This is a genomic window from Saccharopolyspora kobensis (genome assembly GCF_900108315.1).
Taxonomy (GTDB): Bacteria; Actinomycetota; Actinomycetes; order Mycobacteriales; family Pseudonocardiaceae; genus Saccharopolyspora; species Saccharopolyspora kobensis.
Map to the genome: position 1 here is coordinate 35711 of NZ_FNVB01000018.1, position 23955 is coordinate 59665.

General features: G+C 67.4%; 23 protein-coding genes and 1 tRNA gene. 11 read left to right on the plus strand and 13 right to left on the minus strand.

Going from position 1 to position 23955, the window contains the following annotated elements:
* Positions 1-135: 135 nt before the first annotated feature.
* Complete coding sequence (gene argS, locus C4T78_RS34915; protein ID WP_093357129.1) at positions 136-1797, minus strand: arginine--tRNA ligase; 1662 nt, start codon at positions 1795-1797, stop codon at positions 136-138.
* A 210-nt stretch (positions 1798-2007) separates the two neighbouring features.
* On the opposite strand from argS, the gene C4T78_RS34920 reads away from it, so the two are divergent.
* Together C4T78_RS34920 and C4T78_RS34925 are read left to right on the plus strand one after the other, a co-directional pair.
* On the plus strand, positions 2008-2796 hold the full coding sequence (locus tag C4T78_RS34920) for a thioredoxin-like domain-containing protein (RefSeq protein ID WP_093357127.1): 789 nt from the start codon (positions 2008-2010) through the stop codon (positions 2794-2796).
* Complete coding sequence (locus C4T78_RS34925; protein WP_093357125.1) at positions 2793-3446, plus strand: DUF305 domain-containing protein; 654 nt, start codon at positions 2793-2795, stop codon at positions 3444-3446. The genes C4T78_RS34920 and C4T78_RS34925 overlap by 4 nt, the downstream gene beginning before the upstream one ends.
* A gap of 39 nt (positions 3447-3485) precedes the next feature.
* Here C4T78_RS34925 and C4T78_RS34930 read toward each other — a convergent pair whose 3' ends face one another.
* Positions 3486-4403 (minus strand): cation diffusion facilitator family transporter, encoded by a 918-nt coding sequence (locus C4T78_RS34930; protein ID WP_093357123.1) that lies wholly within the window; start codon positions 4401-4403, stop codon positions 3486-3488.
* Positions 4404-4604: 201 nt separating this feature from the next.
* Between C4T78_RS34930 and C4T78_RS34935 the strand changes: the two genes are divergently transcribed.
* Positions 4605-4677 (plus strand) — tRNA-Arg (locus C4T78_RS34935).
* A 64-nt stretch (positions 4678-4741) separates the two neighbouring features.
* Here C4T78_RS34935 and C4T78_RS34940 read toward each other — a convergent pair.
* Complete coding sequence (locus C4T78_RS34940) at positions 4742-5461, minus strand: SDR family NAD(P)-dependent oxidoreductase (protein ID WP_093357121.1); 720 nt, start codon at positions 5459-5461, stop codon at positions 4742-4744.
* A 57-nt stretch (positions 5462-5518) separates the two neighbouring features.
* On the opposite strand from C4T78_RS34940, the gene C4T78_RS34945 reads away from it, so the two are divergent.
* Positions 5519-6061, plus strand: a complete 543-nt coding sequence (locus C4T78_RS34945) for a MarR family winged helix-turn-helix transcriptional regulator (protein ID WP_093357120.1) — start codon at positions 5519-5521, stop codon at positions 6059-6061.
* Here the strand turns inward: C4T78_RS34945 and C4T78_RS34950 are convergent.
* The 4 genes from C4T78_RS34950 to C4T78_RS34965 form a co-directional block, all read right to left on the minus strand.
* On the minus strand, positions 6058-6690 hold the full coding sequence (locus C4T78_RS34950; RefSeq protein WP_235863793.1) for a hypothetical protein: 633 nt from the start codon (positions 6688-6690) through the stop codon (positions 6058-6060). The two genes, C4T78_RS34945 and C4T78_RS34950, sit on opposite strands and share 4 nt — an antisense overlap.
* Before the next feature lie 78 nt (positions 6691-6768).
* Positions 6769-7392 (minus strand): TetR/AcrR family transcriptional regulator, encoded by a 624-nt coding sequence (locus tag C4T78_RS34955; protein ID WP_235863792.1) that lies wholly within the window; start codon positions 7390-7392, stop codon positions 6769-6771.
* Positions 7393-7571: 179 nt separating this feature from the next.
* Entirely contained in the window at positions 7572-9140 is a 1569-nt protein-coding gene (locus C4T78_RS34960; protein ID WP_093357116.1) for a monocarboxylic acid transporter, read from the minus strand.
* Positions 9137-9547, minus strand: coding sequence for a DUF485 domain-containing protein (locus C4T78_RS34965; protein ID WP_093357115.1), 411 nt, complete (start codon positions 9545-9547; stop codon positions 9137-9139). The genes C4T78_RS34960 and C4T78_RS34965 overlap by 4 nt, the downstream gene beginning before the upstream one ends.
* Positions 9548-10340: 793 nt before the next feature.
* Between C4T78_RS34965 and C4T78_RS34970 the strand changes: the two genes are divergently transcribed.
* The 4 genes from C4T78_RS34970 to C4T78_RS34985 all read left to right on the plus strand — a co-directional run bounded on the left by C4T78_RS34970 (position 10341) and on the right by C4T78_RS34985 (position 14989).
* The gene (locus C4T78_RS34970) at positions 10341-13250 is read left to right on the plus strand and encodes a sensor histidine kinase (protein ID WP_093357113.1); all 2910 of its coding nucleotides are present in this window, start codon (positions 10341-10343) and stop codon (positions 13248-13250) included.
* A gap of 34 nt (positions 13251-13284) precedes the next feature.
* Positions 13285-13725 (plus strand): roadblock/LC7 domain-containing protein, encoded by a 441-nt coding sequence (locus C4T78_RS34975; protein ID WP_093160007.1) that lies wholly within the window; start codon positions 13285-13287, stop codon positions 13723-13725.
* Positions 13726-13732: 7 nt separating this feature from the next.
* The gene (locus C4T78_RS37480; RefSeq protein WP_093357112.1) at positions 13733-14314 is read left to right on the plus strand and encodes a DUF742 domain-containing protein; all 582 of its coding nucleotides are present in this window, start codon (positions 13733-13735) and stop codon (positions 14312-14314) included.
* A 69-nt stretch (positions 14315-14383) separates the two neighbouring features.
* Positions 14384-14989: a GTP-binding protein gene (locus tag C4T78_RS34985; RefSeq protein ID WP_093357111.1), complete on the plus strand. Its 606-nt coding sequence runs from the start codon at positions 14384-14386 to the stop codon at positions 14987-14989.
* 61 nt (positions 14990-15050) lie between these two features.
* Here the strand turns inward: C4T78_RS34985 and C4T78_RS34990 are convergent, their stop codons facing one another.
* On the minus strand, positions 15051-16157 hold the full coding sequence (locus tag C4T78_RS34990; protein ID WP_235863790.1) for a S1C family serine protease: 1107 nt from the start codon (positions 16155-16157) through the stop codon (positions 15051-15053).
* 426 nt (positions 16158-16583) lie between these two features.
* Here C4T78_RS34990 and C4T78_RS36230 point away from each other — a divergent pair, with 426 nt between their 5' ends.
* The 3 genes from C4T78_RS36230 (at position 16584) to C4T78_RS35000 (ending at position 19312) form a co-directional block, all read left to right on the plus strand.
* On the plus strand, positions 16584-17240 hold the full coding sequence (locus C4T78_RS36230; RefSeq protein WP_143186006.1) for a hypothetical protein: 657 nt from the start codon (positions 16584-16586) through the stop codon (positions 17238-17240).
* A 369-nt stretch (positions 17241-17609) separates the two neighbouring features.
* Positions 17610-17837 carry a DUF3311 domain-containing protein gene (locus C4T78_RS34995; RefSeq protein ID WP_093357108.1) on the plus strand — a complete coding sequence of 76 codons (228 nt, stop codon included), beginning with the start codon at positions 17610-17612 and terminating at the stop codon, positions 17835-17837.
* Between the two features lie 26 nt (positions 17838-17863).
* A complete protein-coding gene (locus tag C4T78_RS35000; RefSeq protein WP_258958400.1) occupies positions 17864-19312 on the plus strand; it encodes a sodium:solute symporter family protein in 1449 nt (482 codons plus the stop codon).
* Between the two features lie 57 nt (positions 19313-19369).
* Here the strand turns inward: C4T78_RS35000 and C4T78_RS35005 are convergent, their stop codons facing one another.
* From C4T78_RS35005 to C4T78_RS36705, 5 genes are all read right to left on the minus strand, one after another.
* A complete protein-coding gene (locus C4T78_RS35005; protein ID WP_093357047.1) occupies positions 19370-20314 on the minus strand; it encodes a patatin-like phospholipase family protein in 945 nt (314 codons plus the stop codon).
* A gap of 62 nt (positions 20315-20376) precedes the next feature.
* On the minus strand, positions 20377-20811 hold the full coding sequence (gene arfB, locus C4T78_RS35010; protein WP_093357184.1) for an alternative ribosome rescue aminoacyl-tRNA hydrolase ArfB: 435 nt from the start codon (positions 20809-20811) through the stop codon (positions 20377-20379).
* Positions 20812-20936: 125 nt separating this feature from the next.
* Positions 20937-22298 carry a serine hydrolase domain-containing protein gene (locus C4T78_RS35015; protein WP_093357045.1) on the minus strand — a complete coding sequence of 454 codons (1362 nt, stop codon included), beginning with the start codon at positions 22296-22298 and terminating at the stop codon, positions 20937-20939.
* 81 nt (positions 22299-22379) lie between these two features.
* The gene (locus C4T78_RS35020) at positions 22380-23336 is read right to left on the minus strand and encodes a CPBP family intramembrane glutamic endopeptidase (protein WP_177247754.1); all 957 of its coding nucleotides are present in this window, start codon (positions 23334-23336) and stop codon (positions 22380-22382) included.
* Positions 23337-23621: 285 nt separating this feature from the next.
* A partial coding sequence (locus C4T78_RS36705) for a hypothetical protein (RefSeq protein WP_181138268.1) occupies positions 23622-23955 on the minus strand: 334 nt, incomplete at its 5' end.

Below are 23955 nucleotides of genomic sequence, written 5' to 3' on the forward strand. Positions count from 1 at the left end.
GCGGGTACTCAGCCCTCGCCTGGCGAGGGCAGCCCGCTCGCCAGGCTGCCGGATCGTGCATGAGACCGGAGTCCAGGCGGGCGCTGAGGTCCCGCCACCCGCACCACCACGCAAAACGAGTTCGAAGACAGGTTCTCACATCTGCTCGGGTGCGCTGACGCCCAGCAGCCCCAAGCCGTTGGCGATGACCTGGCGCGTCGCCTCGCACAGCTGCAGCCGGGCGATGGTCAGCGGGCTCGCCTGGTCGTCACCGGGGTAGAGCACGCGGCACGCGTCGTAGAACTTGTGGTACGCGCTGGCCACGTCCTCCAGGTAGCGGGCCACCCGGTGCGGTTCGCGCAGCTGGGCGGCCGAGTTCACCACGCGCGGGAACTCGCCGAGGGTGCGGATCAGGTCGCCCTCGCGTTCGTGGGTGAGCAGCGACAGGTCGGCGTCGTCCACCGGACCGCGCTCGATGCCCAGCGAGGCCGCGTTGCGCTGCAACGACGACAGCCGGGCGTGCGCGTACTGGACGTAGAACACCGGGTTCTCGTTGGTGCGCTTGGTGATCAGGTCCAGGTCGATGTCCAGCGCGGAGTCCGCCGAGGAGCGGATCAGCGAGTAGCGGGCGGCGTCCACGCCGACCGCCTCCACCAGGTCCTCCAGGGTGACCACGGTGCCCGCGCGCTTGCTCATCCGCACCGGTTTGCCGTCGCGCACCAGGTTCACCAGCTGCCCGATGAGCACCTCGACCACGGCCGGGTCGTCGCCCAGGGCCGCGGCGGCGGCCTTGAGCCGGGCGATGTAGCCGTGGTGGTCGGCGCCCAGCATGTAGATGCACAGCTCGAAGCCGCGGTTGCGCTTGTCCAGCAGGTAGGCGACGTCACCGGCGATGTAGGCGGGCGCGCCGTCGCTCTTGATGACCACCCGGTCCTTGTCGTCGCCGAACTCGGTGGAGCGCAGCCACCAGGCGCCGTCGGCGAAGTACACGTGACCGGACTTCTTCAGCGTCTCCAGCGCCTGCTCCACCGCACCCGAGGTGTGCAGCGAGTCCTCGTGGAAGAACACGTCGAAGTCGGTGCCGAACTCGTGCAGGCTCTGCTTGATCTCGTCGAACATCAAGCCGACGCCGATGCGGCGGAAGGTCTCGTGCTGCTCCTCGGCGGGCTGCTCCAGCGCCGCCGGTTCGGTCTTGAGCACCTCGGCGGCGATGTCGGCGATGTAGGCGCCGCCGTAGCCGTCCTCCGGGGTGGGCTCGCCCTTGGCCGCGGCGATCAGCGACCGCACGAACCGGTCGATCTGCGCGCCGGCGTCGTTGAAGTAGTACTCGCGGGTCACCTCGGCGCCCTGCGCGGCCAGCACCCGGCCGAGCGCGTCGCCGACCGCCGCCCACCGGGTGCCGCCCAGGTGGATCGGGCCGGTCGGGTTCGCCGAGACGAACTCCAGGTTGACCTTCAGCCCGGCGAAGCCGTCGCCGTCGCCGTAGTCGGCGGCGCGGGTGAGCACCTCGCGCACGATCTGGCCCTGCGCGTCGGCGGCCAGCCGCAGGTTCAGGAAGCCGGGGCCGGCGACGTCGACCGAGTCGATGCCGTCCTTGCCGGTCAGTGCCTCGGCCAGCCAGGTCGCCAGGTCGCGCGGCTTGACACCGGCCTTCTTGGCCACCTGCATCGCGAGGTTGGTGGCGTAGTCGCCGTGCTCCGGGTTCCGGGGTCGCTCCACCGTCACCACCTCGGGAAGCACGGAGGTGTCCAGCTGCTTGCCGGAAAGCACCTCGACGGCGGTGTTGCGGACCAGTTCTGCGAGCGCGGCGGGAGTCACCTTATGCAGTCTAAGGAAGCGTCCGCGCTGCTCAGCCAACGGGTTGGCCACGTCCCAGCAGGCAAGACCACGCCGCGTGATCACCCGGTCACAGCGGTGTGAGAACGTGTGGTGGCGAGCATTGGCCGGAAGGCTTCTCGCGGCGTCGGCAATCTCTACACTGGCGGGCCGGATCCCCCGGTGGTTCTTGAGACGAGGTTTGCGAACAGCATGGCGAACAGGAAGAGCAAAGCGGTGCGCGGCGCCGTGGTGCACCAGCGGCAAATCCCCTGGATGCTGATCTCGGGCGTCACCGTCGTAGCGGTGTTCGCGGCGGTGGTCTTCGGCTTCGCGTTCATGAGGTACTCGGAAACCGCCGACGTCCGCGCGGCGCAGGAGGCGGCGGAGAAGGCCGCCGAGCCGTTCAAGCCGTCCCCGGAGAACCCCGACCCGTCCAAGAAGATCCCCGGCGTCACCGTCGTGGACTACCCGGGCCAGATCCACGTCCGGCCGGACCAGCGGGTGGCCTACGACCACTCCCCGCCGTTCGGCGGCCCGCACGACGGCATCTGGGCCGACTGCACCGGCGTGGTGTACCCGGAGGCGGTGCGCACCGAGAACATGGTCCACTCGCTGGAGCACGGCGCGGTGTGGATCGCCTACAACCCGGAGAAGGTCGACGAGGCCGGTGTCGAGCGGCTCAAGGTCCGCGCCGACGGCAAGCCCTACACGATGATGTCGCCGTACCCGGGACTGGACAGCCCGATCTCGCTGCAGTCGTGGGGGCACCAGCTCAAGCTGGACAGCGCCGACGACCCGCGCATCGACCAGTTCATCACCGCGCTGCGCCTGAACAACAACGGCGTCTACCCGGAGATCGGCGGCTCCTGCCAGGCCTACCCGGGCGCGTTCGACACCAACAACCCGCCGAAGTTCGACGGCACCCCGCCCGGCCCGGACGCGGTCCCGATGGACGGCCGCGGCGCGACCCAGGACGCCGGCGAGATGGGCCAGCCGTGACGGAACGCCCGCTGGCCACGCGCGTCTTCGTGGCCGTCGCGGCGGCGCTGGCACTGCTGCTGCTGGGGGCGGCGCTCGGACTGCTGATCCGGGTGCCGTCCTTCGACCGCGCCGAACCTGAGCCGACCCCGGTCGACATCGGCTTCGCGCAGGACATGTCCGTGCACCACCAGCAAGCGGTGACCATGGCCACGCTGGCCCGCCAGCACGCCGCCGACGTCGCGGTGCGGCAGCTGGCCTTCGACATCGAGACCAACCAGCGCGACCAGATCGGCCGCATGCAGGGCTGGCTGAGCCTGTGGCACCAGCCGGCCCAGGCCGTCGGCCCGCTGATGGAGTGGATGTCGGCGGAGGGCCACGACCACGGCACCGCCTCGACCGGCCCCTCCTCCGGCGGCCTGATGCCCGGCATGGCCAGCAGCGCGGAGATGGCGCACCTGCAGGCCCTGCGCGGCCCGGAGTTCGACGTCTACTTCCTGCAGCTGATGCTGCGCCACCACGAGGGCGGCGCCCCGATGGCCGACTACGGCGCCCGCCACGCCACCATCCCGGCGGTGCGCGAGCTGGCGAAGAACATGCTGGGCTCGCAGAGCAACGAGAGCCAGCTCATGCGCTCCATGCTCGCCGAGCGCGGCGCCCGCCCGCTCTGACGTGAGGATGGGAACCTTCCTGTCACGCGGTGCCTGAGATCACCAGGTCAGCGCCTGGCAGCGCTTGGCGCACTCGGCGGGCTCGACCTGCAGCGTCGCGTGCTCGATCCGGTAGCGCTCGGCCAGCATCCGCTGCGCGGCGATCAGCACCCCGCCGTGGTCCGCGTCGGGCCCGGTGGTCAGGTGCGCCGAGGCGACCTCCATGCCGGAGGTGAGCGTCCACACGTGCACGTCGTGGACCTCGGTGACCGACGGCAGGGAGGTCAGGTCCGCGCGCAGCTCGCGCACGTCGATGCCATCGGGGGCCTGCTGGACGAGGATCCGCAGCGCGTGGCGGGCCAGCTTCCAGGTGCGCGGCAGCACGAACAGGCCGACCGCGACGGCGACGATCGGGTCCGCCAGGTACCAGCCGAACAGCCAGGTGAGCAGGCCGCCGATCAGCACGCCGACCGAGCCGAGTGTGTCGGCGAGCACCTCCAGGTAGGCCCCGCGCACGTTGAGGCTCTCGCTGGCCCCCTGGCGCAGCAGCGCGAACACCACGAGGTTGGCGCCGAGCCCGGCGGCCGCGGTGAGCATCATCGGCACCCCGGCGACCTCGGGCGGATCCTGGAACCGGGATACCGATTCGTAGAGGATGTAGGCGGCGACGCCGAACAGCAGCACGGCGTTGGCGAGCGCGGCCAGCACCTCCATGCGGTAGAGCCCGAAGGTCCGCTTGTCCCCCACCGGCCGCCGAGCGGCGGTGATGGCGGCGAGCGCCATGCCCACGCCGAGCACGTCGGTGAGCATGTGCCCGGCATCGGACAGCAGCGCCAGCGAGGACGTCATGAACCCGACGACCGCTTCCAGCACGAGGAACGCGAGCAGGATCGCGAACGAGATGGCCAACCGCCGCACGTAGCGCCCGGATGCGCTGACCGCGTCGGCTGCGGAACCGTGCCCGTGGCCCTGACCCATCGACCCTCCTACGACAGCATCACCTCACATATAGTGAAGTACGCATGATTTCACGTGTCAAGGTGACCAGCGCCGACGCCGGGGAGGATGACAGGAAGGTTCCCATGCTCGCATCCAGTCCTCCCGCCGCCCCGCGTTCGACACCCCCCGCAGAGGACTGCCCTGCGGGTGCGCTAAGCTAACGATCGTCCGCAGCGACAAGCCCTCGTAGCTCAGCGGATAGAGCACTGCCCTCCGGAGGCAGGTGTCGCAGGTTCGAGTCCTGCCGAGGGCGCCCGAGAAGATCCGCCCCTGGTTCGGCAATCGCCACCAGGGGCGGATCTTTTTGCGCACCAGCGTCATCGCGTGGTGTGCGCACCGCCGTTCACGTGGATGGTCTGGCCGGTGAGGTGGCGAGCCCCCTCGGAGGCCAGGAAGTGCGCGAGCTCGGCGATGTCACCAGGACGTCCCGGGCGGCCGTTGTGAGTCGCGTCGATCAGCGCGGCCCGGCGCTGATCGCTGAGCTTGCCGTGGAAGAACTCCGTCTCCTCGATGTAGCCGGGCGAGATCAGGTTCGCGGTCAGCCCCTTCGGACCGACCTCTGAGGACAGACCCGCACTCCAAGCGGCGAGAGCGGCTTTCGACGCACCGTAGGACGTCGAGGCGTATTCGGCACCGATGGACCCGACGTTGACGATGGTGCCGCCCGGACGCAGCTTGTCGAGCACGGCGGCCGTCGTGAGCACCGCGCTGAGCAGGTTGGCATCCAGGTTCGCGTGCCACGCCTCCGCGAGCTGCTCCAGGTTCGCCGGATCGTCGCGCAGCAGATCGGTGTTGCCGCCCGCCATGTTGACGAGCACATCGAGGTGGTCGCCGAGTTCCGCCGCCAGCGCCGCCACCTGCCGCGGGTCCGACGCGTCGCAGGGGATCGGCCAGGCGTCGATCTCAGCGGCTGCGGATGCCAGCCGCTCAGCGCCGCGACCAGTGATGATCACGGTGTCACCGGAGGCGCGGAAGCGACTCGCCACGGCCTTGCCGATACCGCTGCTGCCGCCGGTCACGAGCACGATTCGGTTCACTGTGCACTCCTGAGATCTGATACGTTTAGCGCTAAACGTAACGCTGGGAGGTGCGCGGTGTCCAACTCCGAGAGCTATCCGCTCAGTTCGACCTCGACCTGGCCCTCGGCCGACATAGCCGCGGCTTGGCGCCGCGAGCTGCCTGGTTCGCGCACCGAATCCATCGAGATCATCACGCCGATCTGGCGCATCGCGAAGCTCCTCGCCGACGAACGCCGGCGCACCCTGGCCCGGCTCGGCATCGACCCGTCGACGCTGGACCTGCTCAGCGTGATCCGCCGCGCAGGCCCGCCCTACGAGCTGACCACGCGCGAGATCACCCGCCGAACGCTGGTCACCGCCGGGGCCGTCTCCCAGCGCATCGCCCGAGCCGAACAGGCCGGACTCGTCGAGCGGTCACCGTCGTCGGCGTCCCGCCGCGCGGTCGCCGTCCGGCTGACCGACGCCGGGCACGACCTGGTCGAGTCGACCGTGCGACAGCTGCTCGACCACGAAGCCGAGCTGATCGAAACGCTCGCGGAAGAAGACCACGCATACCTCTCCCGCGTCCTCACCAAGCTGGAAACCTCGCTCAGCGCGCGTAACCCGGAGTCCACTTAGGTCGTTGCCCGCCGGTACATCGGCGCCTCCGGAACCATGAAGCAGACGAGCAGCTTCAGGAAGAAAAGCACCGGGAACCAGGCGAGCGCGGCAGGCAGCGGCAACCAGGTCAGGTTCACCAGCACCGCAGCCAGGTACAGGCCCACCGCTGCCAGCCGTTTGACCTCCAGAGGCGCCACCTCGACGAGCACCGCGGCGGCGAGCAGCAGGCCAGCGTTGATCAGCAACCACCGCCACCCGCCCGCGTCGAGCACGAAGACCACCGCGACCAGGTAGAGCAGATGCGAGGCGATGAAGAGGAGCCGCTTGCCCCGCATTCCCGGCGCTGGGCGGTGATACCAGCGCTTGGCCGCATTGGTCGCGTTGGTCAGCACTCCGCCGACCAGGTCGAACACCATCACCGCGAGGACCACGTCCTGCAGCACGGACCCGCCCCAGCCGCCGAACCACCCGATGCACAGCGCCAGCAGAGCCATGTTCAGCAGTTGGCCGACGGCCTCCACGACGTTCTCCAGCCGAGTCCGCCCCGGCCCGAGGAACCGCTTCAGCACTCCCCCGACGCCACGAGGAGTCGGCGGAATCCGCCATTCGACGACCGCATCCACCGGCATTTGCGATTCAGCTGGCATCGACGGCACAGCACGCCTCTTTTCGGATAGCACAAAATCGATCGAGCACCCTCAAGCCCGATCAATGCGATTTCAGTTCTACGCGGACCCCTGCTGAACGGGTTCCAAGAGTCTTTTCAACGCCTCGAATTGCGCCTGCACGAGACGTGGCAGCTCCCCCGGGCCCAACGCCGACCGGTTGTGCAGGGCCCACTCGTCGAACGCGCGGAGGACCGCGATGGCGGTGTGCGCTTGGAGCCCGGGCGGGATGTCGCATCGCACCGCACCAGCGGACCGGCCGACCGCGAGGGTCCGCCGCAACCAGTCATCGATCGCCGCCGTTGCGCCCGAAACACCATCCTGACCAGCTGGCACATCCGGCAGATAGCAAATCCGGCCGAAGTCCACGAACAGCGGATCACGCTCGGCGGCGAACACCAGACGCTGCAGGAATCGCTCGGCCAGTCCCCAGAAGTCGGGCCGGAAGTCCGCCGGCTCAGGCACCTCCAGATCAGCGGCCACCGTCGCCGCGACGTGCGCGACGACCGCCTCGAACAGCTGCTGCTTGGAGTCGAAGTAGTGGTAGAAGGAACTCTTACTCATGCCGCAGGAACGGATCACCCGATTCAGCGAGGCGCGTTCGTAACCGGCGTCGGCGAACTCCGCGGCCGCAGTCGCCACCAGTTCACGCCACCGCTGCGCAGGCATGCTCCGCTTTTCCACGTCACACACTCTAGCCAAGTGTGGACCACCCGGTCCACACTTTTTTCGCAACACAGCGAAAGGGCCCGGAAGCACGACGCCTCCGGGCCCTGCGCTCAGCCCTGTCCGCACCGCCACAGGTCGGCGAGAGCGGTTGCGAACATGGGAACCTTCCTGTCACCCACCCACGAAACCGCAGGTCAGGACGATCCGATGCCGGTGAGGGAACGGACCTCCATCTCCGCGGTGCGCCGCGGATCGCTCTGCGGTCCGCCGAGCAGCGTGCCGATGACGCCGCACAGGAACGAGATCGGGATCGACACGATGCCCGGATTGCTCAGCGGGAACCACGCGAAGTCCACGTCCGGCAGGATCGAGCCGGGCGTGCCCGACAGCACCGGCGAGAAGATCACCAGCACCAGGCAGGAGCTCAGCCCGCCGTAGATGCCCCACAGCGTGCCGCGGGTGTTGAAGCGCTTCCAGAACAGCGAGAACAGCAGCGTGGACAGGTTCGCTGAGGCCGCGAAGGCGAACGCCAGGCCCACCAGGAACGCGATGTTCTGGCCGTTGACGAGGATCCCGCCGACGATCGATGCCGCACCGATCACCAGCGCGGTCCACCGGGCCACGCGGACCTCCGAATCCGGGTCAGCGGCACCGCGCTTCAGCACGTTGGCGTACACGTCGTGCGCGAACGAAGCGGACGCCGTCAGCGTCAGCCCCGCGACCACGGCGAGGATGGTGGCGAACGCGACCGCCGCGACGATCCCCAGCAGCACCGTCCCGCCGACGCGGAAGGCAAGCAACGGCGCGGCGGAGTTCTCCCCGCCTGGTGCCGCGAGGATCGCCTCGGTGCCGTTGACCGCTCCCGCGCCGAACCCGATCACCAGCGTGCACAGGTAGAAGCCGGCCATGGTCACGGTCGCCCACACCACCGAACGCCGCGCTTGCAGCGAGTTCGGCACCGTGTAGAAGCGCATCAGCACGTGCGGCAGTCCTGCGGTGCCCAGCACCAGGGCCAGCGACAGCGAGACGAAGTCCAGTTTGGTCAGTTCGTTCTCGCCGTACTTCGCGCCCGGGGCGAAGATCTGGTCGCCCAGCGGGTTCCGCTCGGCGGCGTGCTGCATCAACGAGGTCATGCTGAAGCCGAACTTGCCCATCAGGAACAGGGTCAGCATCGCGGCGCAGAGGATCAGCATGCCCGCCTTGATGATCTGCACCCAGGTGGTGCCCTTCATCCCGCCGACCAGCACGTACACCACCATGACCAGCCCGACGGAGGCGATCACCAGCGCTTGCCCGCCTGCGCTGTGCACGTCCAGCAGCAGCGCGACGAGGCTGCCCGCCCCGGCCATCTGGGCGATCATGTAGACGAACGAGATCATCAGCGTGGACACCGCGGCCGCGGCGCGCACCGGACGCTGCTTCATCCGGAAGCTGAGCACGTCGCCCATGGTGAACCGGCCGGTGTTGCGCAGGAGTTCGGCGACCAGCAGCAGGTTCACCAACCAGCCCACCAGGAAGCCGATGGAGTACAGGAATCCGTCGTATCCGTAGATGGCGATGGCGCCGGCGATGCCCAGGAACGATGCTGCGGACAGGTAGTCGCCGGACAGCGCGATGCCGTTCTGCGCACCGGTGAACCGGCCACCGGCGGCGAAGTAGTCGGAGGCGGTGCCGCTGCTGCTCACGCGGTACACCACGTACAGCGTGATCAGCACGAACACGCCGAAGATGCTCATGTTGAGCACCGGGTTGGCGCCGATCATCGCGGGTCCTCCCCGGTCACGTCCAGGTGCAGCGCGCGCACCCGGGGGTCGACGTGCCGCGCGGCGTAGCGCAGGTAGAGGACGATGATCAGGATCGTGGTGGCGAACTGGCCGACGCCCATCACCAGCCCGACGTTGATCTCGCCGATCAACCGGATGCTCATGAATTCCGGCAGGTAGGCCGCCAGCACGACGTAGCCGAGGTACCAGATGAGGAAGGCCGCGCTCATCGGGAAGACGAAGCGGCGCAGCCGGGATCGAAGCTCGTGGAACTCGGGGCGCTGCGCGATCTCGGCGTAATCGGGGGGTGGGTGCCCGGCGGACCGGGCAGCGGACTTGTCGATCTGACCGAAGGTCGCCGCCGGTGCGGCGGGCGGCACCTGCGGCAGGTGGGGTGCGTTGGGCATTCGTCCTTCCAAGCAGATCTTCGCGTGGGCACGGATTTCCACCGACGTGTCGAAGTCCCCCCACGTCCGCCGACCGGTTCCGCGAATTCGCGAAGCCGAGCCGACGACCGCACTGCCCGCAATGCCAACCGGGCCGGAAGTCTAGCCAGCGAATCGACGACCACCGAGCCCCACAACGACACAGCACACACATTGATGAACTCTTCAGTCACGGAATGTGGTCAAAATTTCGGATCCCCTGAAGATCCACAGCCTCTTCCTGAAGTGGCCCCCGCACGAAAACCTGCTTGCGGTGCGACATTTCAGCAGCACAGAGGCGGTTTTCCGAGAATGCAGCCAAAACCAGGCGGCTTCGAGCGGCGTCACGGGCCGCGCGACCTGCAACATCTCCCTATCGGGTGACTAAAGCACTTGAGCGCACCACAGAAGTGGACACGATCAGTGTTCACAACCCGCGCCACGCCTGAAAAACGATCTTGGTCCGGACATATTCGCTGGTCAGGGCACCAAAATCGCGCAAAACGGAAGATCGTCCGAATGCGGTAGTGTTCTGCCACCGACGAACCGGCGCACAACAACACCCGAAACCAGCTGCGACCCCCGAACATCGCAGGCTGCCCGGACGCCGACGTCGAAGACCGCACCCGGCCACCCGCGAAAACCCCGAACGCAGGCAGCGCCGCCAGCCATCGAGAAACCGCCGCACGCCCCAACCGAACGGCGCAGCCTGCCCACCACACGAACGCGCAGTCGGTTGACGAGACATCCGGCAGGCGCGGGAAAGGACTGCGTCGTGAGCAGCGGACTCGAGGACACGCCCACGCACGTGTCACGGGCGTCCACGTGGCCGCGCGCCACCACGAAGGTCGTCGCACGGATCACCGGATGGCGCGACTGGAAGCTCCCGGTCAAGATCGGCGCCGTCGTGCTCGTACCGGTGATCTTCGCACTGGTGCTGGGAGTGCTGCAGATCCGCAGCCAGATCTCCCAGGCCGACGAGTACAGCGCCATGGACCGGATCGTCACCGCAGGCACCGCGGTGCGCACCGCGGTGCAGGATCTGCAGTGGGAACGCACTGAATCCACCGACTTCCTGATCCGCGGGCGAACTTCCGAACAGCAGGTCAGGGACCGCATCGCGACCACCGACCGCGCACTCGACGCCGCTCGCGGAGCCCTCGGCGCCGCGCCCGACAACGATGCGGTGCGATTCGCCCGGCAGGAGACGAACCGGCAGATCGCCGAACTCGCCCCGACGCGCAACCGTGTGCTCAGCGGCAAGCTCGACCCCGACGACGCGATCCAGTCCTACACCGAGGTCATCGGCGACCTGCTCGGCCTCGACCGCACCCTGCTCAGCCAGATCTCGTCCGCGCAACTGGTCTCGCCGGCGACCAGCGCGCACGAACTCGCCAAGATCAGGGAAGAGGTCCAGCTCCAGCAGGCGCTCCTGCTCACCGGGCTGACTCGCGGCAAGTTCACCGAGGACAACCTGACGCAGCTGGACGCCAGCGAATCCCGCCGCAGCGCCGCGGCAAAGGAGTTCCGCGCCGCAGCCTCCCTGCCGAACCGCATCTCCTACGACCAGCTCTACGCCGACCCCCGGTTCCCGGCCCGGGAGACCTCGGTGCAGCTGGCGATGGCCGAGCGCAACAACTCCCGAGCCCAGCTCTCCTCCGCCCTCGTCTCACCCGCGATCTGGCACGAGCAGTCGCTGAACGCCCTGGCCGCGCTCGGCGCCCTGGGCGGCCAACTGGACCAGCAGCTGCACGAGACCGCGTTCAACCTGCAGGACAGGGCCAGCAACCTGGCCGGCTTCGAATCCGTGATCCTGCTGTCCGCGCTGCTGATCGCAGGCGCCATCGTGGTGGCCGTCGCCCGGCACCTGCTCGGCTCCCTGGACCTGCTGCGACGCAGCGCGCTTGACACCGCCAACCACCAGCTGCCGAGCGCGGTGGCCGACATCCGCGCCGGGCACGCCCCGCGATCGCCCGTCGAGCAGGTGCCGGTGAACACCGCCGACGAGGTCGGCGACCTGGCGCGCGCCTTCGACGACGTGCACACCCAGGCGGTCAACCTCGCCACCGAGCAGGCCGAACTGCGCCGCAGCTACAGCGATTCCTTCGTCAACGTCTCGCGCCGCAGCCAAAGCCTGCTGGAGCGGCAGCTGCGCCTGTTCGAACAGCTCGAACGAGACGAGGAAGACCCCGACCAGCTGGCCACCCTCTTCCAGCTGGACCACCTGGCCACCCGGATGCGCCGCAACAACGAGAACCTGATGGTGCTCTCCGGCACCGACCTGGCCCGGCGCTTCACCCAACCGACCAGCCCGGCCGACCTGGTCCGCGCCGCGGTCTCCGAGATCGAGCACTACCCGCGCGTGATCGTCCAGCCGCTGCCCGACGTCAAGATCGTCGGCTACGCGGCCAGCGACCTGGTGCGACTGCTCGCCGAGCTCATGGACAACGCGGCCAACTTCTCCGCCCCCAACACGCAGGTGACGGTCTCCGGACACCGGCGCGGAGACGGAGCCCTGGTCGTCGACATCGTCGACCAGGGCATCGGCATGAGCGAAACCGACCGCGCGGAGACCAACATCCGGCTGGCCTCCGACGGCGAACTCACGCTGTCCACGTCCCGGCGCATGGGCCTGTTCGTGGTCGGCCGCCTCGCGGCCCGCCACGGCATCCACGTGGAACTGCACCCGGGTGCCGAGGGAAGGGGCCTGCGCGCATCGGTGACCATCGGCCCGGAACTGCTCGCGGACGCGGTGAACCTGCCCCAGCCGCGGACGAACGGAGCCGCCACCCACCACGAGCACACCAGCGATGCCCTCGTCGAGGAGTTCGACTGGGAAGCCGCGGAACAGGATGCGGCGAGCCCCATCCGCAACGGCTACCACCTGCTCCGCCCACCGCGCGACGCAGAGCCGGTGCCAGAGCAGCGCGACGTGGCGAACGCCCAGGAGAAGGCCCCGTCCGACGGCGCCACCAACGGCGCGCCCACCCCCATCTTCGACAACCTCGCTTCGGCCTGGTTCCAGACGACCCCCGCCACCGACCACACCACCCCGCACTGGCCCCCGCCCGGGGATGCGAGCAAGGGAACCTTCCTGTCATCCGGCCCGACAGGAAAGTTCCCTTCCCCTCAGCCGACGCACAACGGCAGCAACGGCCGGGTGTGGGCTTTCGCCAGCGACGAGGCGCGGCAGCGCGCTCAGGAGGTCGCGGCGGCGGAGCCGACCAACCACACCTCCGCTGGGCTGCCGCAGCGCATTCCGCTGGCGAACCTGGTCGCCGGCAGTGCTGAGTCGCCCGGGACGGAACAGCCCCGCCCGCAGCGGAACCCGGACGTCGCACGCGGCCGGCTGAGCAGCTTCCAGGCCGGGCTCCGCCGCGGTCGGCACCGCCAGCGAGCGGAAGCGGTGAACTCCGCCCCGGCCACCGAGCAGGCCGCCGCAGCGGCAAGCGATGCCGAACCCCCTGCCCCCACGTGCGATCAGGAGGTTCCAGACCACACCTCCGCCGGGCTCCCCCGACGGATCCCCAAAACCCAACTGCTACCGGGAACAGTCACCGAGGTGGCCCAGCCCCGCCGCGACGCGGACATGATGCGCGGCCGGCTGGCCAGCTTCCAACGCGGGGTCCGCGAGGGAAAGCACAGCCTCCGCGACCCGCAGCGTTCGGCCGACGAACGGCTGTGACAACCCGCGTCAGTGAGGAGGACAGGAAACACCGATGAACGCGAACAACTCCCAACCGAGCCAGTTCGGATGGCTGGTCACCGACTTCACCGAGCGAGTCCCCGGCGTGGCGCACGCCGTGGTGGTCTCGGCGGACGGCCTGCTGCTGACAGCGTCGGCGAAACTTCCGACCGACCGCGCCGATCAGCTCGCCGCGGTCGCATCCGGGCTGCTCAGCCTCACTCAAGGAGCGGCGAGGTGCTTCGAAGCCGGCACGGTGAGCGAAACCGTGGTCGAGATGGAACGCGGCCTCATGCTGCAGATGGCGATCAGCGACGGCTCATGTCTCACGGTGCTCGCCGCGCCCCACTGCGACATGGGCCTCATCGCCTACGAGATGGCGTTGCTGGTCGAACGAGTCGGACAGATCCTGACCCCTGAACTGCGCTCCCAGCTGCAAGGATCGAGTCGGGTGATGACCGGCCAGTCAGTGTGAGGACGGCATGAGCACAGGTCCGGAATCATCCGGGCGACACCATTGGGACGACCGCGAGTCGCCCCAGGCGGACGCCTTCGCCGAGGTCTTCAACCGGTTCACCCTCGACAGCGGACGACGCGGCCGCCGGCGCAAACGCGCGCCAGAACAGGTGGAGCAGCAAGCCCCGGCACAGCCCCCCGTGCCGGAACCGCCGTGGCCCCGGGAAGCCGACGAAGCACCACAGCCAGCTGAACCAGTGCAGGAGGAAAGCTCGGCCACCTACATCCGGCCATACGCCTGGACCGGTGGGCGGACTCGTTCCAACTACCGCCTGGAACTGGAAACTCTCGTCTCGACCAGCGAGTTCTGCCACCCGAGCCGGTTGCAGCGGATCGAGCACCACTCGATCGCCGAGATCTGCCGCCACCCCCGATCGGTGGCAGAGGTCGGGGCGCTGCTCGGTGTTCCGCTGGGCGTGGCGAAAGTCCTGGTCGGCGACATGGCCGACCTGGGACTGGTCACGGTGCACCAAACGGTCAGCGAATCCGGCACCACATCGCACTTCATGTTGATGGAGAGGGTTCTGAGCGGTCTCCGCCGGCTCTGACTCCTCCGGCGCGGGCCTCGTGGCGCAGCGCAGGACACCAGCTCGACACGACAACTGAGGTTGGCAGAAATGACCCCCGAAACGCGATCTCGACCTGGGCACCCCACCACCAGGCCCACAACCGCGACCTCGGCGAAGATCGTCGTCGCAGGCGGCTTCGGCGTCGGCAAGACGACGTTCGTCGGGTCGGTGTCGGAAATCGTGCCCCTGACGACCGAAGCAGTGATGACCGAGGCGAGCAGCGGCATCGACGATCTGCACGCCACCCCGAACAAGAACACCACCACGGTGGCGATGGATTTCGGCCGGCTGTCCTTGGACACCGACCTGATCCTCTACCTGTTCGGAACGCCCGGCCAGCAGCGGTTCTGGTTCATGTGGGACGACCTGGTGCGCGGCGCGATCGGCGCCGTGGTGCTCGTGGACACCCGGCGGCTGGCGGACTGCTTCTCGGCCATCGACTTCTTCGAAGACCGTCGGCTGCCCTACATCGTCGGCCTGAACTGCTTCGACGGCATGCTGCGCCACCGCGTCGAAGAAGTCCGCGAAGCGATCGCGATCCCGGCCGACGTGCCGATCGTGACGTGCGACGCCCGCAACCGCGGCTCCACCCAGCAGGCGCTCATCACCCTCGTCGAGTACGCCATGAAGTGGTGGCTCCAACGCACCGCTTGAACGGCTGAAAGCATGGGAACCTTCCTGTCACCGCGAGGAAGGTTCCCATGCTCGCGCACGCTCAGCGCCCACCAGGAACCGAGCCATAAGGCGAGCCGTAGGGGTCCTGCTGTTCGTAGCCGGAGTCGGTTTGACCAGTGGTCTGCGGAGACTTGTCCTGCTGACTGCCCAACGTGACCTCGACATCGCGCGGGTTGTTGCCCTGGCCATCGGTCACGGTGAGGGTGATTTTCGCCCCGGGTGCGTTCGCGCTGATCTGCGCGACGAGATCGGCGAAGCTGCTGACGTTTCGTCCGTTGACCTTGGTGACCGTTTCACCGGCCTTGATACCGGCTTGCTCCGCTGCTGATCCCGGTACGACAGAGCTGACGGACGCTGCCCCAGTGTCGCTGTCGGTCCCGGTGACTCCCAGTTGGGGTTTGGTCGCCACACCGCTCTTGATGAGTTCGTTGGCCACCCGGCTGGCGGTGTCGATCGGGATCGCGAATCCCAAGCCGATGTTGCCCGAGTTCTGCCCGCTGGAGAGGATCGCCGAGTTGATCCCGATCACTTGGCCGTCCAGGTTGACCAGCGGCCCGCCCGAGTTGCCCGAGTTGATCGATGCATCTGTCTGGATTCCGTTGTAGATGACGGGCTGGCCGTCGTCGCCCTTGGCTTCCACCGTGCGGTTCATGGCGCTGACGATGCCGGAGGTGACGGTCCCCTCGAGCCCGAGCGGAGATCCGATGGCGACCACCTGCTGCCCGACGGTCAGGGACGAAGACTTGCCGAGCTCAGCGGGGGTGAGGCCGCTAGCTCCATCAAGTTTGATCACAGCGAGGTCGTACGACGGTGACGTGCCGACGACCTGCGCGCTCTTGACCGTCCCGTCGGGCAGTGTGACAGCGATCTGACCACCCCCGCCGACCACGTGATTATTGGTCAGCACATACCCGTCTGGGGTCAGAATGACACCGGTTCCCTCAGCACCGCTCCGGCCCGAGCGAACGGCGATGTCCACTGTGCTCGCAGATGTCTTGCTCGCCGCGAACTGCACCGTGCCGGTCTCCGCATTCACCTGAGTTCCGGTCACAGGATCGTGCTGGGACAACACTGACGATGAGCTACCCGATTCCGCGAGCAGCATTCCACCGCCCAAGCCGATGCCGCCTCCGATGGCACCGGCCACGAGTGCGACCGCGACCAGAGCTCCCCACCGCCGACGTTCAGCCGCATGCGGCTGCCCAGGAGGAACTCCGGGAATCGGGTGAGTCGCAGCGGCGGCCTCATGCCCGCCCGCGAACCCCCCTCCGGGAGTGAAGTCGCGCTCAGCACCACCGTGTTCCGGCAGGTCGCCGGGGCCTCTGCTCGTCGTCATGCACCGAGCGTGCCCCGCGAACCTGAGAGTCACCTTGGCTCAAGCTGTTGATTACCACCCAAACCGAGGCCACGCGTGCCGTGGCGGCGAGCATGGGAACCTTGCTATCAGGCGGCTGAGAGGAAAGTTCCCATGTTCGCCGCGTATCCCACCGATCGAGGATTCAGGTGCCCGACACGCGACCGGAACCGAGAAACCTCCCGAGGCCTGAGCCGCGGAGACCGGATATTGCAGGGCATGCAGAAAACGATCAACGCAATTGAATCGCGCTTCCAGCGACGTGTGTACCGCGTCGCGGAAATCGAGAAGCTCGGGATCTCCCAGTCGACGACCTACCGACGCGCCCGCGCTGATGGCCCTTGGACACGCCTTGCACCCGGTGTGGTGCTGGTCGCGCCTGGGCCACCGACGGTTCACGATCGCATCCAAGCCGCACTGCTCCGCGCCGGTCCAGGTGCCGTGGTCACCGGCATCGTGGCTGCCCATCTGCATGGGATCCCAACGTCACTCGACGACGTGGAAGTGCACGTGCTGATCCCGCACAGTCGGAAGATCCATAGCTACACCGGCACGCGATTCGAACGCACCATCAGACTTCCCGAACCCACCTACGTGAACGGTATTCCGACGGCACCGCCAGTCCGGGCAGTGATGGATGGTGCCCGGACGTTCCGCACCTGGGCGTTCACCCAACGACTGCTCCACGACGCGATCCACAAGGAGACTCGCTGCAAGCTCAACGACCTGATCACTGAAATGGAGCTCGGCAGCCGGCGAGGCACAGCAGTGCCACGCGCGATCCTGCGCTCCTTCCAGGGCGGCACGACACCGCTGCGTGGGCTCGCAGCCAGCCCAGCACGACCAGCCAGCACAGCCCAACGCACTGCTGCTTGAGGGTCCGAGCTCCACGGTCTGGTGCCCGGCGGTAGCAGCAGGCACGATGCCATGCATCGACAGCAGTCGCTGGAGGTGCCGTGGATACCACCAGACAATGGCCCTTGCCGGTCACAGCTGGGCGGACGCTGGCCGATCACCCACGATCTGCCCCAGCTGCTCAGGTCACGGGCATGGTCGACGTCGGTGACCTCAGCCGCCGCATGCCCAAAACAGGTTTGACCGGCTTCGCCGCTGATCAGCGGAGTTGCAGACTCCGTGACGAACCCGACGTCCAACGCCCTGGCGTGAGGCGGTGCGCGCAAGGGAACCTTCCTGTCACCCGTCGAAGCTTCCTTGCCGTGTTGGGTGCGGCCCTCGGAGGGACTAGTGCTGAAGAAACGCAAATCGCTGTGGTGGCTCACCGGGCCGGTACTGCTCTACCTGGTGGCCCTTCCGCTGTACAACCGGGTCGACCCGGTAGTTCTCGGCCTGCCCTTCTTCATGTTCTGGATGCTGGTCGCAACCTTGCTCACCCCTGCCTGCATCTGGCTCGCAGCTCGTAAAGACCCGCTGTGGCGGGCTGACCGGGAGCGCGAACGGGGTGATTCCGAATGAGCTCGAACGCTGCGGTCTCCATCGGCATGTTCGGCGTGTTCATGATCGGCACGATCGTTCTGGGTCTTCTCTCGCTGCGCGGGCGGGACCGGGCGAATCTGGCCGAATGGTCGGTCGGTGGCCGGAGCCTCGGCGTGGTGCTGATCTTCGTGCTCATGGCCGGTGAGACCTACACGAGTTTCAGCTACCTCGGCGCGGCGGGTTGGTCATACGACTACGGCATGCCGGTCTTCTACTTGCCCGCCTACCTGGCGATCGGCTTCGCCGTCGGCTACATCATCGGCCCGGTCCTGTGGCACTACGCCCATCGAAACAACCTGCACAACATCACCGACATCACTTCCTTCCGCTTCGATTCACCGTGGTTCGGCGCAGCTGTGGCGATCCTGACCACCGTCTTCCTGCTGCCGTACATCCAGCTCCAGATCACTGGGATGGGCGTAGTCGTTTCCACGATCAGCTACGGAACGATCAACCTGGGCACCGGCTACCTCATCGCGTTCGTGGTGACCGAAGCGTTCATCATCTTCTCCGGGCTGCGTGGCAGCGCATGGGTGTCGATCCTCAAGGACAGCCTGGTGATCATCACGCTGCTGGCGGTCTTCGTCTACGTGCCCGTGCACTACTTCGGCGGGATCGGCCCGATGCTGGACCGCCTGGTCGCTGAGCGTCCACAATGGCTCGTTCTGCCGGGACAGGGCAAGGAATCCCTGGGAATGCTGTGGTTCGCCACCACAGGGCTGCTCAACGGCGTCGTCTACACGATCTTCCCAACCACCGTCGCCGGCTACCTCGGCGCGAAGAATCCCGGCGTGCTGAGGCGCAACGCCATCATCATGCCCTTCTACCAGGTCTTGCTGTTCGTCCCCATCCTCCTGGGGCTTGCCGCGGTGTTCGTGGTTCCGGGATTGAGCGATTCGAATCTCGCCATGTTCGAGCTCGTCGTCGATTCCATGCCGGCGTGGATGGTCGGGCTCGTCGGTGTTGCCGGGGCTCTCTCATCGATCGTCCCGATGGCTGTCTTCATGCTCGTAATCGGCACGATGTGGGGGCGCTCGGTGCTGGGAGTGCACCCGCGGACAGCACCTCACCAGAAGCGACTCTCACAGCTGGTCACCTTCCTCGTCGGGTTGGTCGCCTTGCTGTTCACCTTCGTCTCGCCGAGCACACTGGTGCAGCTGTCGGTGCTCTCCTACCAGGGATTGGCTCAGCTGCTGCCGGTGGTGCTGATCAGCCTGCTGTGGAAGCGCATGACGGTCGCAGGAGCAGCGAGCGGACTCGCGGTGGGCGTGGTCGTCGTGGCGGTGCTCGTCAGCACCGGGAACGATCCACTGCTCGGCATCAACGCCGGCTTGATCGGGCTCGCGGTGAACATCGCGGTGAACGTGCTGGTCAGCCTGGCTCGCCCGGCAACGGCTCCTGCCGACCGGCTGGCCGTGGACGAACTCGCCGAGGTGCGGGCCAGCAGAAGCTGAAGCACGGGAACCTTCCGGTCAGACAGATGACAGGAAGGTTCCCATGCTCGCATCAGGTCACGGCATTGCCGGGGCGACGTCGGAGACCCCGAACTGACCGCTCTCGAGCGGATGCCCGCCGATGTCGACTGGCCCTTCCGGAACTGGCTTCGCGGACGGGTACCACCGGCGGGCGATCTCCCAAGCTGCCTCGATCAGCGCGCTGGCGTGCGCGAACGAGTATGGCGAAAGACCAACCACGGACGGAGCGGGGACGATGTAGAGCTCGCAGCGCGTTGCGTTCAACTGCATGTCCAGCCTCGCCGCGGACAGCATCGCCGCGCCCAGTGCGGCACCGTTCACTCCACCCACCGATCGCGGTGGGACCCTCGGCGTCGGCCAGGTCGCTATCGCACCGATACCGCGCTTGGACTGGTTGTACTCGAAGCGCTCCGTCCCACCGCAAGGCAGCACGAAGACGCGCTCCGCTCCTCGCTCCACGGCGCGGCTGATCGGCATGAAAACCGCCGGGCCACCATCGACCAGCCAACGATCACCGATCTTGACCGGCGGGAACATCCCCGGGATCGAGCACGACGCGACCAGTGGAGGCAGCGCAGGGCCCGACTCGTAGTACACGGGGTCACCGCTGTCGATGTCGGTCGCCGTGACGGTCACCGGGATCTGCGCGTCCTCCAACCGCCGGAATGGGAGGTTGTTGTGCAGCCAGCGGGCCAGACCGTGATTGCCCATCACATGGTTGGACAAGCCGAGCTTCCCCGCGAGGATGCGCGACGGCTGGATGGGGAACACATCCGTTCGCCGCATCGAAGTCCATATTTCGCGCAGCTTCTCCGCACCGTTCAGCGTGGGGTTGCCCGCCAGCCAGGCAGCGTTGAGCGAACCCGCCGACGTGCCGACGAGCAGGTCTGGTTCAACGCCTGCTTCGAAAAGCGCGGAGACCAGTCCGGCCTGGATCGCTCCGAAAGTGGAACCACCCGGCAAAACCCACGCTGTGCGCATCAGCAGTGCCCTTCCGCTCTCGTTCTGCTGTTGAGGCTAGTCGTTAGTGGCGCGTCGGCAGCTCATCCGTCGCCTGGATCACCCCGACGACGCTGGCGCTTCACCTCGGAACGCTGCTTCTTGCTGGTCAGCCGCCGCTGCTGGGATCCCTTCGTCGGCTTCGTGCGTCGCCGTTTGGGCCCAGGCGGAGCGACCGCGTCCGCCAGCAATGCGGCCAGCCTCTGCCGGGCTGCCTGACGATTGGCCAGCTGCGCACGGTTCTCCGACGCCACGACTGTGATCACACCATCGACGAGCCGCTTCGCAAGTCGGTCCGCGGCGCGCTGTCGGAGGAATTCGGGCATTGACGTCGACCTAGCGAGATCGAAGGACAGTTCGACCCGCGAGTCGGTTGTGTTCACGCCCTGCCCACCGGGCCCTGATGATCGCGAAAAGCGCTCGGAGAGCTCGGCCGCAGGAATGTGCCAGCGGCTGGTGACGGGGAGGTCTCCGGACATACCAAACAGCATGCCTCACACCGCAGCCCTGCTCGCGCCAGCCCACCGAGGGGCTCGGGAGCATGGGAACCTTCCTGCCATCCGTGACAGGAAGGTTCCCATGCGTCACTTCCCTGCGAGGTCGATCAACGGCCGTGGCGCCAGCCCGCCACGCCGCCGGGCACCGGGGCCTCGCTGGCGTACGGCGTGCGCGTGAAGATGAACGTGTTCAGGTTGAGATGGGTGGGAGTGCCCTCCACATCCCGGCCGACCTCCAGCGTTTCGCCCGAGTAGTAGCCGTCCAGACCGGTCCAGGTGCCGTCGGAGTTGGCGCGGAACCGCGATGCCCGGCCCCTGCCCTTCGACGGGGCGAGATCGAGCAGGCCATCCGGGCGGATCCGCAGCACGTACGGGCTCGGACCCCAGTACCACTGACCGGTGAGTTCCAGCAGCCGCATGTCGACGTCCGCGCTGGGCTCCCAAGCTTCGGGGATTCGCGGCTCATGCTGGGCCAGCAGGTCGAGCAGGTCCGTAGAGAAGGTTCCGCTCATCCCGGATGTCGTGTTCGCCATGTAGATCACGCCGGTGGCGTCATCCGGATCCGACCAGAGGTTCGCGATGAATCCGGGCATCGACCCGGTGTGACCGGCCAGTCGTCGCCCTCGGTACCGCATCAGCTGCAGTCCGAGCCCGTAACCGCCCCGCCATTCCGGACCGTCGTCGACCGAGCCGGGCGAGCGCATTTCCAGGACCGTGTCGGGGTGCAGCACTTCGCCGGTGTCCCCGCCGACGAACCGCACCCACGTGACCATGTCGTCGAACGTCGACCACAACTGGCCCGCCGGGGCCATCGCCCCCGCGTCTTCGGCCGGCTCGGAGAGCACGACGTCCGCCCACGGGTGGACGGCCAATCCCTCGGCGTGGGGAGCGACCGGCTCCAGAGTGGTGCGCTTCATGCCCAGCGGCGCCAAGATCTCGCGCTGCATCACTTCGTGCCAAGGCGCACCGCGCAGCCGCGAAACCAGCTCGCCCAGCACGCCGAAGCCCACGTTGGAGTAGTGGAAGCCGTGGTTCGGCGTGGGGCGCACTGCGCTCTCGTCGATTCCGGCGAGCAGCTCGGCAGCATCGCCTCCGGGAGTCCGTTCCCACCACTGACCGGCCGGCTCCGCCGTGAGACCGCTGGATTGCGAGAGGAGCGAACCGATGCTGCGGTTGCCGATCGCAGTTCCCGGCAAGTAGTCGTCGAGCCTGTCGGCCAGGTCGAGCCGGCCTTCATCCCGCAGGCGCATCACGAGCACCGCGACGAACGTCTTCGTGATCGAACCGATCCGGTACTGGGTGTCAGTGCTCGAAGGCCGGCCACCGACCTTGCCCCGGGAATCGACCCAGATCGTCTCACCATCCCGGACCAGCCCCGCGATCAGCGAGGGGACCCGGTTCTCGCTCTGCTCCACCGCCAGACGCCGCAGCAGGGCGCGCTGGGTGGAGGGCAGCAGACTCGTCAACATGCCTCCCATGCTTTCACCCACCGCCGCCGTGGGTTCAGCGCGCGGCGAGTGACAGGAAAGTTCCCATGCTTGCGCTCCCGATCATCGGCGGCTGCGGCGGTTGACGCCACGGGTTATCCCGCTCTGCTCCACCTGGAAGCGCACCGGGAGCTTGCCGAGCAGCAAGAGCACCAGGATCAGCAGGGCCAGGACGATCCAGCCGGTCCAGCCGAGGAGCCCGACCGATGCGTTGTCGATCGCGTACCCGGCCTGGCTGAAGACGATGGTCAAGCCGGCTGCCGCGTTGAGGAAGCCGTGGGCGATCGCTGCCGGCCAGACGCTTCCGGTGGCCAGCCGGAGCCAGCCGAGCAGCGTTCCGACCAGGATGCAGAAGCACATCATCATCATGAACGCGACCACGATCGGGACCGTCGGGTAGTTGAACCCGAGGATCAGCACAGGTCCGTGCCAGAGCCCCCAGAGCACACCGGTGGTGAGGAACGCACCGGGTTGTCCGAGCGGGAGCAGGGCCTGCACCAGGTATCCGCGCCAGCCGAGCTCTTCGCCCAGGGCGGGGATGACCTGCAACCAGCCGAGCCCGAATACCTGGGCGATCTGGATGAGCGCCAGCATCCCGGGCGAGGTCTGCGGCTCAGCACCGATCACGCCTGTCCCGAACTGCTCGGCCAGGCCGGAGAAGCCCGTCCAGTCGGCTTTGTAGATCCCGAGCAGGTAGCCGACCAGGAGAGCGAGCACCATGGCCAGCGGAGGCCCCAGCCAGGCGACCAGGATGTGCGGCCACCACTTCTTGATACCGCCGGGGTTGGTCAGTCCGATGCTGCGCAGCGGATTCGCGCTCGGGCTTATCCACTTGCTGACAACCAGAGCGGCCACTGCGGGCATGAACATCATGACGAGGAGCACGACAGGTGCCCAGGCCCACGACAGCCCTTCGCCGGTAAGCCACAGCGGCAAGGTCAACAGCCACGCCGGCAGGTAGGCGATCACGACAAAGCTGACAACGCCGCGAACATCGACTCGATCTTGCTCGGTGCTCACGGAAGCATTCTGCCAGCACATCCTTAGCGCCAGCTGAGCGTCTGGGTCGGCGAAGAAAGGGAATCCTCTCGCCGCGCAGCTGACAGGAAGGTTCCCTTGCTCGCACCGCCGGGCGTGGCCCGCTTTCACCCTGCTTCAGTCTCTTCGGGTGACCTGGCCGACTGCGCGCACTTCCCGGACTGCGCCGACGGGCACCCCGGACACCAGACACTCCGGTAGGTGAACGCACAACAGTGCCTGTCCAGCTTTCGGCATGAGAAGAGTGGACAAGGAAACTGACGCCGCTCACTTCTTCCGGGTAATCGCACGGACGATCCGAAACGCACTGACGACGAACCCCGGCCCCACTATCACGCCGAGAATCAAAAACCCCCGCCAGTCCGCGCCTTCCACCACAAGCCAGGTGAACGGCGCGGCCAGCACTGCAAGATAGACAGCGAGGAAAACGACTCTCGCGACCACGCGCTTGATTGGCGCCAGCGCAACACCCACCAGCAACGCCGCCAACGCAATACCCGGCTCCACCAAGCTGAAGATCATGGCCCACCGCCCGAAATCAGGAACCATCCTGAACGGAAAAACATGAGACCGCAGCACTTCGGGTTCGACGAGGATGCGA